Below are 11,873 nucleotides of genomic sequence, written 5' to 3' on the forward strand. Positions count from 1 at the left end.
CGAGGCACGCTTCACCGGGACGCGAGCAGGTGCTTGGCGATGCGCGCGACGGTGACCTGACCGACGGCGCGGAACGGGTGCAGCGGGTCGGGGGCGACCGACCCCGTCGGGCCGCCGAGCTCGCTGTGCGCGAGAGCGCTCATCACCGTGTAGGCGTCGTGCTTGCTGTAGCCGTGCTCGTCGGTCAGCACCGCGAAGAGGTCCTCGTACGCCCGGTCGATCGAGACCTGGACCGGGTCGCCCAACCCCACGCAGACGAGCTCGTCGCCCGTGTCGATCCTCGGCGCCCGCAGGCCCTTGCCCTTGACGAGGTCGACGCTGACGGTGGCCCGCCCGGCGATCTCGATGGCGACGAACGAGCTCTCCCCGCGGCTCATGACGGCGTGGAGGTCGCCGATGGACAGCAGTGCGCCCTCGACCTCGACGGGGAGCAGCACGGTGCTGCCCGGCCGGGCGTCGGTGAGGTCCATGTTGCCCCCGGTGGCGTAGGAGGGCATGACGGTCGACATCGCGGCCCCCGCCGACGCGACGCCTATGCACCCGATCATCGGGGCCGCCGGGCAGCTGATGGTCTCGGTGAGCTGCACGGTGCCGTCCCGCACGGGCACGCGCCGCACGTACCACTCCTCCCCCATCGGCCCGGCGAGCGCGCCCGCCCCGGGGATGTAGACCGACCAGCCGTGCTCGGCCGTCTCGATGGAGTGGATCGTCACGGCAAGCGCGTCGCCCGGCTCGGCGCCACGCACGTGCACCGGGCCGGTGACGGGGTTGATCGTCGCCGTCACCTTCGCGAGGTCGCGCAGCTCCTCCATCTGGGCGTATGCCGTGTCGTCCGTCTCGAAGGTCAGGTGGTCGCCCGTGCCGGGATCGACGGTGAGGGCCGGCTCGTGCGTGGCCGCGAAGTCGGCGTGCGCCCGGTCCTTGGGGATGAGGTGCGTCGTCATGCGCGGCCCTTCTGCTCGCCGGTGGTCTGGTACTCGGTCGCTGCGTCCGGAGCGGCGCCGTCGGCATCCGCCCGGTGCTCCGGCAGGATCCCGATCCCCTTGCGGCTGTAGTACGCGAGCACGAGGATGCCGATCGCCAGCCAGACGATGCCACCGATCTTGGCGGCCGCCTCGGCGTTCCACAGCACGAAGCCGATGATGAGGAAGCCGATGATCGGCCCGACCCAGTGGAGCAGCACGTTCGAGGACCTGCGGCGCACGCCGTAGTAGGTCATGACCGAGAGGTGGAGCAGCAGGAACGAGGTCAGCGCACCGAAGTTGACGAGCGAGCTGATGAGGCCGATCTGGCCGACGAAGAAGAGGCCCAGCACGAGGGTGATGCCCGCGACGAGGAGGATCGCCCGCTCCGGCACCTTGCTCCGCGTGTTGATGTGGGCGAGGAAGCGCGGGAGCTGCCCGTCGCGGCTCATCGAGAAGAGCAGTCGCGACGTGGCGCTCTGTGCCGCAACGGCGTTCGCGATGCCCACGGCGAGCGCGTTCATGGCGAGGAACGCGATCTGCCAGCCGTTGCTGCTGATCCGGCCGACGATGTCGAAGAACGCGTTGCCCGCCTCGTCCTCCGGGAACGAGGTGGTGTCCGGGATGAGCATGCCGGCCAGCCAGGTCTGGCTGATGAAGAAGAAGGCGACGAGGAAGAGACCGGCGATCATGGCGATGCCGGCCGACCGGTGCCCGCCCTTGCTCTCCTCGGAGAGGGTGGCGATGCCGTCGAAGCCGAGGAAGGAGAGCACCGCGATCGACAGCGCGGTGCCGACGAGCGGCGCCGAGAAGTTCTCGGCGTCGAAGAGCGGCTTCATCGTCACGTGCGCGCCGCCCGTGCCGTTCCGGATGGCGACGACGGCCATGACGACGAAGATGACGATGAAGAGGATCTCGGCGGTGAGGAACACGCGGTTGACGACCGCCGTGAAGGAGATGCCGACGTAGTTGACGGCGGTGTTGACCACGAGGAAGAGCAGGATCCAGGCCCACTTCGGCACGGCGGGGAAGATGCCCGACATCGACTCGGCCGCGAAGACGTAGAGCAGCGTCGGCACGAGCAGGTAGTCGAGCAGGATCGTCCAGCCCGCGATGAAGCCGAGCTTCGGGTTCATGCCGCGCCCGACGTAGGAGTAGACGGAGCCGGCGATGGGGAACGCCCGGCTCATCTGGGCGTACGACAGGGCGGTGAAGATCATCGCGACGAGGCCGATGAGGTAGACGAGCGGCACCATGCCCTTCGCCTCGTTGAAGACCGTGCCGTAGATGGCCCACGGCGCGATCGGCACCATGAAGACGAGGCCGTAGATGAGCAGGTCCGTCGTGGAGAGCCCACGGTTCAGCTCCTGCTTGTAGCCGAACCGGGTGAGGTCTCCCTCACCCGGGACGGCGCGGTCGGTGGTGGGCATGCGTGACCTCCAGGTTGGTGGGGACGGTCGGTGGGGACGGTCGGTGGGGACGGTCGGCGGATCAGTCGTGCTGGCGCAGGAACGACTCGACGACGTCGAGGAAGGCGTCGGGCTCCTCGACGTGCGGCATGTGGCTCGACTCGGGGAAGACGTGCGACCGCACGTCCGGGATGCGCGAGGTGAAGGGCTCCCACACCGAGGGCATGGCCTCGTCGTGCGCTCCGGCGACGACGAGCGTCGGCACGTGGATGCCGTCGAGGCGGTCGACGACCGACCAGTTCTTGAGCGAGCCGATGACGTGGAACTCCGAGGGGCCGTTCATCGTGAAGTAGACCGTCGGGTCCTGCTCGATCTGCGCGAACGAGTCGGTCACCTCGGGTGGGTTGGGCACGACCCGGCACACGTGCCGGTCGTAGAAGACCTTCTCCGCCTCGGCGTACTCGGCCGAGTCGGTCGTGCCGGCCTCCTCGTGGGCGAGCAGCGTCTGCTGCACCTCCTCGGGCAGGCGGGAGCGCAGCGTGTTGGCGGCCTCGAGCCAGAGCTCCATGGACGCGGGCGAGTCGCAGATCGTCAGGCTGCGGATGCCGGCGTCGTCCGAGAGCACGACCTCGGGCCCGAGCATCCCGCCCCACGACTGGCCGAGGAGGTGGAAGCGCCGGTCGATGCCCAGGGCCTCGACGAGCGTGCGCAGCTCGTCGACGAAGAGCTGCGGGGTCCAGAAGTCCGCCGGCGCGTCGGGCAGGTGGCTGCTCCCTCCGCAGCCGAGCTGGTCGTAGTGCACGACCGCACGACCCTGCCGCGCCAGGTTGGCCATCATCAGCGTGTAGTTGTGGGCGGCGCCCGGGCCGCCGTGGAGCACGACCAGGGGCGCCTGCTCGGCGTCGGGGTCGAGCTGCCCGGTCACGCGGTACCACGTGCGGTGGCCCCGGAAGTCGACCTCACCCTCGGTGGTGGGATCGGGGAACCGGTCGTCGTGCGTCGTCGCCATCTGTCCTCCTCGGTGAACGGGGAACAGTGGACCACGCAAATGGTCCGCTGACAAGACCTTTCTCGACCGCACGCATACACTGCGGACGTGCAGCGCGAACGGGAGCCGGACGACGGCGAGGCGCTCGCCCCCCTCGGCGGCGAGCCCCGCACGAAGGCCACGACCCTCAGCGACAGGCTCGTCACGGCCATCGCCGTGGGCGAGTACTCCCCCGGCGAACGCCTCCCGTCCGAGCGCGACCTCGCCGCCTCCCTCGGCGTGAGCCGCCAGACGGTGCGCCAGGCGCTGCAGCAGGTGACCGACCTCGGCCTCATCGAGACCCGCCGCGGACGCAGCGGTGGCGCCTTCGTGGCGCAGGCGTCCTGGGAGGACGTCGCGCCCGAGGTCGCCCGCCGCACGCTCGAGACCGAGATCCCCCGGCTGCTCGAGCTCCACGACTACCGCTGCATGGTCGAGGGCATGATCGCCCGCGCCGCCGCCGAGCGGCGCACCGACGACGACGTGGCCGCCCTCGAGCAGGCCCTCGAGCAGTTCCAGGCCGCCACGTCGATGACGCAGGCCCGCAACGCCGACCGCCGGCTGCACGGCCTCGTGACGGCTGCCGCCCGCAACCCGCACCTGACCTCGCTCAGCGCGCACCTGACGGCCGCCGCGACGCTGGGCTTCGGCGTCGAGCCCTACACGCAGGAGTTCTACGACGAGGCGCTGGCCCAGCACGCCGAGCTCGTCGGGCACGTCGTGCGCGGCGACGCCGAGGCGGCGGGCCACTGCGCGCAGCACCACTTCACGCTGACCCTCGAGACGATGCAGGCCGGCCTGCGACGCGCGCAGGGCGCCTGACCGCGCCCCTCACGAGCGGAAGGGCCCCTGACCGGCGTCTCCGCTGGTCAGGGGCCCTTCCGAGCACTGGGTGGCAGGTGAAGGATTCGAACCTTCGTAGCTTTCGCGACGGATTTACAGTCCGTTTCCATTGGCCGCTCGGACAACCTGCCGTGGTGCGTCTGGAAGGATAGCAAGAGATCGGGCGCGGTCCGTAATCGGGCCCGGGCGGCGCTTTCGACGTGCCCTCGGGGCGGCCGTAAGGTGGCCGTGAAACCCCGGCTCGCACCCGAGCGACCCACCCGCAGCTCCGGAAGGACCCCCGATGGCCGACTCCTCCTTCGACATCGTCAGCAAGTTCGACAAGCAGGAGATCGCGAACGCGGTCAACAGCGCCGGCAAGGAGATCGCGACGCGCTACGACTTCAAGAACGTCGGCGCCTCCGTCGACCTCGCCGGCGAGGTCATCAAGATGAAGGCGAACACCGAGGAGCGGTGCCTCGCCGTCCTCGACGTCGTGCAGACGCACCTCGTCAAGCGCAAGGTCAGCCTCAAGCACCTCGACGTCCCCGAGGCCGGCCCGCGCCTCTCGGGCAAGGAGTACCACCTCGACGCCCCCCTCAAGGAGGGCATCTCGCAGGAGAACGCGAAGAAGATCAACAAGCTCATCCGCGACGAGGGCCCCAAGGGCGTCAAGAGCCAGATCCAGGGCGACGAGCTGCGGGTCTCGAGCAAGTCGCGCGACGACCTGCAGGCCGTGCAGCGGATGCTGCGCGAGGCCGACCTCGACGTCGCACTCACCTTCACCAACCAGCGCTGAGCCGCCCGATTCGCTTGCCCGACAAGCGGATCCGAGCGTCACAGCACGTATGCCGTCCGCTGCAGCGGGCGGCATACGTGCGTCTCAGGCGGGGCGGGCGAGGCCCCGCAGGTCGGGGAAGACCTCGAGGGCCAGGGGCCACCAGAAGAGGTGGCCGCACAGCGCCGCGTACTCCTCCGGCGTGACCCACCGCGTGGCGTGGATGCCGTCGTCCCCCTCGGTCAGCTCCGGGCGGGCGTCGTCGATGCGGCACCGGAAGACCTGGAGGTAGGGGCGGTCCGCACCGATGACGTTGTCGTCCGTGCGCGGCGTGAATCGCTCGTAGCCGCAAGGGAGCACGTCGGAGTGGCGCAGCCGCAGGCCGGTCTCCTCGAAGGTCTCGCGCACCGCGTTCTCGACGGGGGTCTCGTCCCCCTCGCGCCAGCCGCCCGGCGATCCCCACTCGGCGCGCCGCACGCTGTGCACCACGGCGAAGTCGCCCCGGCGGTCGCGGACGAAGACCATGGCGGCGAGCACCCTCTCGTGCGCCACCGGGTCGTCGGACGCCACGAGGTCGACGTCGCTCGCGCCGTTCGGGAAGCTGACGTCGAGGATGCGCCGCACGCCCCGGTCGCGCTTGCGCTTGCGCAGCCGCAGGCCCGAGGCGTTGAGGCGGCGGGCGAGGTCGGCCCCGCTCGTGGGCGTCGCACCGGCGTCGACGGCGTCCTGCCACCGCGCGTCGGGCACGTCGTAGTGGTCGCCGTCGAACGACCGGGGATGCAGGCCCGCGGCCTCGGCGACGGCGTGCAGCTCGTCGTAGGAGACGTCGCTGACGAGGTGGGCGAAGAGCCGTCCGTGGGCAGGCCAGATGGGCTGGTCGATCCACACGGTCATGCCTCGCAGCCTAGGCGACGGCGGGCGACGGCGGGCGGCGGCGGGCGACGGCGGGCGGCGTGGACCCTGTGGACGACGGCCGACGACGTCCTCGCCGCGGCCCTACCGTCGAGGCCACGGCCACCGCCCGGCGCGCCGCCCACCACCGATCAGGGAGCAGACCATGACCCGTTCCGTCGTCGACACCGAACGCATCGCCGCGGCCGCGGCCGACATCAACCGCCTCGCCGACTCCATCACCTCGAGCACGACCGAGCTGCGCGGGCGGCTCGCCGGCATGGGCGCCGACTGGCAGGGCCCCGCCAAGGTCGAGTTCGAGCGCGTCATGCACGACTACCAGCGCATCCAGGCCCAGATGACCGAGGCGCTCGCCGACGTCGGGCGCCTGACGCTCAGGGCCTCGACGGCCTACGCCGAGCACGAGAACGCCACCCGGGCCCTCTTCCTGCGCTGAGCCGCGACCCCGCCGCCCTGCGCCCCCGATGTCCTGATGCCCTGAGGCCCTGAGGCCTGGCGGGATCCGGCCTTCTCGGACAACCTTGTCGACGCCTGCTGCGTCTGGAGGGGAAGCGCACTCGCAGACAGGGGACATCGTGGAAGAGCTCGACGACGAGGCCGACTTCTCGGCCTTCGTGCTGGCCCGCCAGCGGCGGCTCGTCCGCTTCGCCTACCTGCTGACGGGCGACCCCCACCAGGCCGAGGACCTCGTCCAGTCGGCGCTGCTCAAGGTGTACCGCCGCTGGAACCACATCACCGGCTCCCCCGACGCCTACGTGCGGGCCGCCATCGTCAACGAGCACCACAGCTGGTGGCGGCGTCCCGTGCGGCGCCAGGAGGTGACGAACAGCGACCTCGTCACGTTCACCGACCCCGCGGTCGCGGGCGAACCGGCCGCCGACCACGACCTGCGGGCCCAGATCGCGGCGCTGCCCCGGCAGCAGCGGAGCGCGATCGTGCTGCGCTACTACGAGGACCTCACGGAGGCCCAGACGGCCGAGATCCTCGGCTGCTCCGTCGGCACCGTCAAGAGCCACACGAGCCGGGCCCTGAAGAGCCTGCGCGTCACGATGAGAGAGGCCACGGCATGAGCCCCGACGAGATCGAACTCCGGGCCCACCTCGACAGCGAGGCCGAGCACGTCGACGCGACGGGCAGCTTCGTCACCGCGGTCCTCGAGGCCAAGCGCCGGAGCGACCGCCGTCGGGCCGTGGCCGCCGGTGTGGCCGCGGTCGCGGTCCTCGCCGTCGCGGTCCCCCTCGCATGGTCCGGCCTCGGTGGTCGCACGAGCACCGTCCCCGCGACCCGGGCTCCGAGCCTCTCCGCCACGCAGACGGGCGTCCCGACGAGCACGCCCGCCGTCCCCACGCCCGCACCGACCCGCACGGTCGTGCTGCGCGATGCGCTCGCCTCCGGGAAGCCGACCCTCGCGGCGAACGCCCCCGCCGCCGACCCCGGCGTGCCGTACGCCGTCGCGGGCGTCGTCAGGGACGGCAGCCGACCGGCGCTCGCGGCCCCCGACGAGGCCGGCTTCACCACCTTCAGCCGGCTCGACCACGGCGGCTACGTCTACCGCCCGACCTCCGGCACCCACCAGAGGGTCGTGATCGTGCTGCCCGACGGCACGTCCTCCGTGCTGAGCGGCGCCGACCGGTTCGTCGTCAGCGCCGACCGCAGCCGGATCGCCTGGCGCGACGAGTCGGCGATCCTCGACCCCGGCACCGGCGTGATCCACGTCGCCGACAGCCGTGGCCGCGAGCTGAGGACGGTCCGCGTCGACGCCGCGCCGGCGGCCCTCGTCGGCGACGTCCTCTACGCCGTCGACCTCGCCGGCTACGACGAGGCCGGCACGTCCGTGCAGGTCGACCTGACCACCGGCAGGCGCACGAGCATCCGGGGCAACGTCCGGGCCGTCGACGAGGAAGGGCGCACGGCGCTGGTCGTCGACACCGTGCCCGACGACCTCGACGCCACGCAGCCGGCAGGCCACTGCTACCGCCTGCTCGACCTCACCGTCGACCCGCCCGCCGTGCGGCTCGCGGTCTGTGGCGACGTGACGCCCACGGGGATCTCGCCCGACGGCCGTCACGTCGTCGCCGCGCCGGGTTCCGTCGTCGTCGAGGCGGCCACCGGCCGGGTCCTGCTCGACGCCGTCGGGGACTCGGGTCTGCAGGTCGAGAGCTCACGGATGACCGACGACGGCACGGCCCTGGTGATGTCGGTCGACTCGCCCGACTTCGCCCGCAACGGGCTCGTGCGCTGCGAGCTCACGGGCGCGTGCCGACAGATCGGACCGAGCACCCCGGAGCCCGCCCCCGAGGACGCCGACACTCCTCGCACGACGCACGCCGTCTCCACGAACTGAGCGAGACGGCATACCGGCTCGGTGGATGCCGAAAGGGCGGCTCCCCCCGTGGGGGAACCGCCCTTCGGTCTGTCGCGAGGCGTCAGGGGGTGGGCTCAGAAGCCCATGCCGCCCATGCCGCCCATGTCGTCGCCACCGGGCATGGCCGGAGCGGCCTTCTCCGGCTTGTCGGCGATGACGGCCTCGGTCGTGAGGAAGAGGGCCGCGATGGACGCCGCGTTCTGCAGCGCCGAGCGGGTCACCTTGACCGGGTCGATGATGCCGGCCTCGAGGAGGTCGACGTACTCGCCGGACGCGGCGTTGAGGCCGTGACCCGGCGTGAGCCCGCGCACCTTCTCGGCCACGACTCCACCCTCGAGACCCGCGTTGATCGCGATCTGCTTGAGCGGGGCCTCGGTCGCGACGCGCACGATGTTCGCACCGGTCGCCTCGTCACCCTCGAGGGCGAGCGAGTCGAGCGAGTCGGCGGCCTGGATGAGGGCGACGCCACCACCGGCGACGATGCCCTCCTCGACGGCGGCCTTGGCGTTGCGCACGGCGTCCTCGATGCGGTGCTTGCGCTCCTTGAGCTCGACCTCGGTGGCCGCGCCCGCCTTGATGACGGCGACGCCGCCGGCGAGCTTGGCGAGGCGCTCCTGGAGCTTCTCGCGGTCGTAGTCGGAGTCCGACTTCTCGATCTCGGCCTTGATCTGGGCGATGCGGCCCTCGATCTGGCTGCGGTCGTCGGCGTCCTCGACGATGGTCGTCTCGTCCTTGGTGACGACGACCTTGCGGGCCTTGCCGAGCAGGTCGAGGGTGGCGTTCTCGAGCTTGAGACCGACCTCCTCGGAGATGACCTGGCCACCGGTGAGGATCGCGATGTCGGTGAGCATCGCCTTGCGGCGGTCGCCGAAGCCGGGGGCCTTGACGGCGACCGACTTGAACGTGCCGCGGATCTTGTTGACGACGAGGGTGGCGAGCGCCTCGCCCTCGATGTCCTCGGCGATGATGAGGAGCGGCTTGCCCGACTGCATGACCTTCTCGAGGAGCGGCAGCAGGTCCTTGACGTTGCCGATCTTCGAGTTGGCGACGAGCACGTAGGCGTCGTCGAGGACGGTCTCCATGCGCTCGGTGTCGGTGACGAAGTAGGCCGAGATGTAGCCCTTGTCGAACCGCATGCCCTCGGTCATCTCCAGCTCGAGGCCCATGGTGTTGGAGTCCTCGACGGTGATGACACCTTCCTTGCCGACCTTGTCCATCGCCTCGGCGATGAGGCCGCCGATCTCCTCGTCGGCCGCCGAGATGCTGGCGGTCGAGGCGATCTGCTCCTTGGTCTCGATCTCCTTGGCCTGCTCGAGCAGACGGGCGGAGACGGCCTCGACGGCCTTCTCGATGCCGCGCTTGAGGGCCATCGGGTTGGCGCCGGCGGCCACGTTGCGCAGGCCTTCCTTCACCATGGCCTGGGCGAGCACGGTGGCCGTCGTCGTGCCGTCACCGGCGACGTCGTCGGTCTTCTTGGCGACCTCCTTGACGAGCTCCGCGCCGATCTTCTCGTACGGGTCGTCGAGCTCGATCTCCTTGGCGATGGAGACGCCGTCGTTGGTGATCGTGGGGGCGCCCCACTTCTTCTCGAGGACGACGTTGCGGCCCTTCGGGCCGAGCGTCACACGGACGGCGTCGGCGAGGATGTTCATTCCCCGCTCGAGCCCGCGGCGCGCCTCTTCGTCAAACGCAATGGTCTTGGCCATTCGGGTGGTTCCTCCCACGCGAATCGATGGTGGTGGGCCGCCTGACGCCCGCGACGGACGGGACCGGTCTCCTCAGCTCACGTCGCTGCGAACCCAGCCCCTCGGCACACGGCCCATATCTGTCACTCCCACGAGGAGAGTGCTAACGCCATTATTGGCACTCTCGACCTGAGAGTGCAAACAGTCCGAGCATCCTCCGCGACCGGGTGCGAGCGGATCCGGCCCGCCCGGCTCAGCTGCCCGCACCTGCCGCCAGCGCGGCGACGACGCGACCGGCATACTCCCCCGACTCCTGCGCCGACGCGTACGTGGTGCGCGGCCAGAAGAAGCCGCGCAGGCCGTCGCCCTTGGTGCGGGGCACGACGTGCACGTGCAGGTGCGGCACCGACTGGCTGACGACGTTGTTCATCGCGACGAAGCTGCCCTGCGCGCCGAGCCCCTCTACCGCGGCCGCGGCCAGGCGTCGGGTCGCCCCGAGCAGGCCGGCGTGCAGCGCCTCCGGGAGGTCGAGCAGGGTGTCGACGTGCCGGCGCGGCACGAGCAGGACGTGCCCCTTGAACACCGGTCGCCGGTCGAGGAAGCCGACGAAGTCCGGCTCGTCGAGCACGACGTCCGCCTCGGCCTCGCCGGCCACGATGGAGCAGAAGACGCAGGCCATGACCCCACCCTGCCACGCATGCGGTCGCACTACGGTGGGCGCATGCCCGCACCGACGCGCCCGTCCTCGACCGGAGCCGGCTTCGTCGAGGTGGCCGACCGCGTCTTCGTGGCGCGCTACCCGCAGTGGGACGTCAACGTCGGGCTCGTGCTCGGGCGTGATGGGGCCGTCGTCGTCGACACCCGGGCCAGCGACCGGGAGGGCGGCCAGGTGCTCGACGACGTGCGCCGCCTCGGTCGGGACATCGAGGTGCGGCACGTCGTCAACACGCACGTCCACTTCGACCACACCTTCGGCAACGCGGCCTTCGACGCGGCCACCGTCCACGCGCACGACAACGTCGGCCGCACGTGGCGTGCCGACGAGCAGCGCATCAAGGTGGCGTTCCGTGCCGATCCCGGCGACGGCCCCGAGTTCGGATACACCGCCGCCGACGCTGCTGAGGTGCTCGCCACCGTCGTCCGCGGGCCGGACCGCACCTTCGGCTCCCACGCGACGATCGACCTCGGCGACCGCGTCGTCACGATGACGTATGCCGGCCGCGGCCACACCGACGGCGACGTGGCCGTGCTCGTGCCCGACACGGCGGCGCTGTTCCTCGGCGACCTCATCGAGGAGAGCGCTCATCCGTCGTTCGGCGGCGACTGCTGGCCCCTCGAGTGGTCCGACACGCTCACGACGCACCTGCTCGACGTCGAGGAGCGCACCGTCGTCGTGCCGGGGCACGGGCGAGCGGTCGACGCCGCCTTCGTCGAGCGCCAGCGCGACGACGTCGCAACGGTGGCCGCCGTCATCCGCGAGCGCCGCCTCGGCGGGATGCGCCTCGAGGCCGCCGTGCACGAGGCCGACGACCGCCTGCCCTACCCTCTGGGCGACCTCGACGCCGCCTTCCGCCGCGGTTGGGAGCAGCTGGCGCCACCCAGCCCCTGACCGCGATCGCCGCGGAGTCGGACCGCTGGCGTACCTGCTCTGGGCCCTCTGCATTGCGTCACCCCGGGACTCAACTGCCCAGCCCCAGGCGCGCGACCGAACACGCTGCACCCACCGCGCCCTCTGCATTGCGTCACCCCGTGACCCAACCGCCGAGCTCCCCAGCGCGTGACCGAGCACGGAGCACCCCACTGCGACCGCGCCCGCTGCATTGCGTCACCCCGTGACCCAACCGCCGAGCTCCCCAGCGCGTGACCGAGCACGGAGCACCCCACTGCGACCGCGCCCGCTGCATTGCGTCACC

Annotated in this window: 12 protein-coding genes and 1 tRNA gene; 6 read left to right on the plus strand and 7 right to left on the minus strand. The window is 71.2% G+C overall.

The annotated features are described in order from the left end of the window. Positions 1-11 precede the first annotated feature (11 nt). The 3 genes from ABT295_RS08890 to ABT295_RS08900 form a co-directional block, all read right to left on the minus strand. Entirely contained in the window at positions 12-944 is a 933-nt protein-coding gene (locus ABT295_RS08890; protein ID WP_352394000.1) for an acetamidase/formamidase family protein, read from the minus strand. Next, on the minus strand, positions 941-2,392 hold the full coding sequence (locus ABT295_RS08895; protein ID WP_352394001.1) for an APC family permease: 1,452 nt from the start codon (positions 2,390-2,392) through the stop codon (positions 941-943). The genes ABT295_RS08890 and ABT295_RS08895 overlap by 4 nt, the downstream gene beginning before the upstream one ends. Before the next feature lie 61 nt (positions 2,393-2,453). Next, entirely contained in the window at positions 2,454-3,380 is a 927-nt protein-coding gene (locus ABT295_RS08900; RefSeq protein ID WP_352394002.1) for a proline iminopeptidase-family hydrolase, read from the minus strand. Between the two features lie 87 nt (positions 3,381-3,467). Here ABT295_RS08900 and ABT295_RS08905 point away from each other — a divergent pair, with 87 nt between their 5' ends. Further along, the gene (locus ABT295_RS08905; protein ID WP_352394003.1) at positions 3,468-4,220 is read left to right on the plus strand and encodes a FadR/GntR family transcriptional regulator; all 753 of its coding nucleotides are present in this window, start codon (positions 3,468-3,470) and stop codon (positions 4,218-4,220) included. Positions 4,221-4,291: 71 nt separating this feature from the next. Here ABT295_RS08905 and ABT295_RS08910 read toward each other — a convergent pair. Further along, positions 4,292-4,372, minus strand: a tRNA-Tyr gene (locus ABT295_RS08910). 152 nt (positions 4,373-4,524) lie between these two features. Here ABT295_RS08910 and ABT295_RS08915 point away from each other — a divergent pair. Then, on the plus strand, positions 4,525-5,019 hold the full coding sequence (locus ABT295_RS08915; RefSeq protein ID WP_345507225.1) for a YajQ family cyclic di-GMP-binding protein: 495 nt from the start codon (positions 4,525-4,527) through the stop codon (positions 5,017-5,019). Positions 5,020-5,103: 84 nt separating this feature from the next. Here ABT295_RS08915 and ABT295_RS08920 read toward each other — a convergent pair whose 3' ends face one another. Next, a complete protein-coding gene (locus tag ABT295_RS08920) occupies positions 5,104-5,892 on the minus strand; it encodes a DUF4031 domain-containing protein (protein ID WP_352394004.1) in 789 nt (262 codons plus the stop codon). Positions 5,893-6,055: 163 nt separating this feature from the next. On the opposite strand from ABT295_RS08920, the gene ABT295_RS08925 reads away from it, so the two are divergent. The 3 genes from ABT295_RS08925 to ABT295_RS08935 all read left to right on the plus strand — a co-directional run bounded on the left by ABT295_RS08925 (position 6,056) and on the right by ABT295_RS08935 (position 8,254). Then, the gene (locus tag ABT295_RS08925; RefSeq protein ID WP_352394005.1) at positions 6,056-6,346 is read left to right on the plus strand and encodes a WXG100 family type VII secretion target; all 291 of its coding nucleotides are present in this window, start codon (positions 6,056-6,058) and stop codon (positions 6,344-6,346) included. 139 nt (positions 6,347-6,485) lie between these two features. Then, positions 6,486-6,980, plus strand: a complete 495-nt coding sequence (locus tag ABT295_RS08930) for a SigE family RNA polymerase sigma factor (RefSeq protein ID WP_352394006.1) — start codon at positions 6,486-6,488, stop codon at positions 6,978-6,980. Continuing rightward, complete coding sequence (locus tag ABT295_RS08935; RefSeq protein WP_352394007.1) at positions 6,977-8,254, plus strand: hypothetical protein; 1,278 nt, start codon at positions 6,977-6,979, stop codon at positions 8,252-8,254. The genes ABT295_RS08930 and ABT295_RS08935 overlap by 4 nt, the downstream gene beginning before the upstream one ends. 95 nt (positions 8,255-8,349) lie before the next feature. On the opposite strand, the gene groL is transcribed toward ABT295_RS08935, so the two are convergent. Then, positions 8,350-9,981 carry a chaperonin GroEL gene (groL, locus tag ABT295_RS08940; protein WP_352394008.1) on the minus strand — a complete coding sequence of 544 codons (1,632 nt, stop codon included), beginning with the start codon at positions 9,979-9,981 and terminating at the stop codon, positions 8,350-8,352. Between the two features lie 232 nt (positions 9,982-10,213). Beyond that, positions 10,214-10,639 carry an HIT family protein gene (locus tag ABT295_RS08945; RefSeq protein WP_352394009.1) on the minus strand — a complete coding sequence of 142 codons (426 nt, stop codon included), beginning with the start codon at positions 10,637-10,639 and terminating at the stop codon, positions 10,214-10,216. A 42-nt stretch (positions 10,640-10,681) separates the two neighbouring features. On the opposite strand from ABT295_RS08945, the gene ABT295_RS08950 reads away from it, so the two are divergent. Continuing rightward, positions 10,682-11,569, plus strand: a complete 888-nt coding sequence (locus ABT295_RS08950) for an MBL fold metallo-hydrolase (protein ID WP_352394010.1) — start codon at positions 10,682-10,684, stop codon at positions 11,567-11,569. Positions 11,570-11,873: the final 304 nt, after the last annotated feature.

The organism is Terrabacter sp. NPDC000476 (genome assembly GCF_040300125.1).
GTDB lineage: Bacteria > Actinomycetota > Actinomycetes > Actinomycetales > Dermatophilaceae > Terrabacter.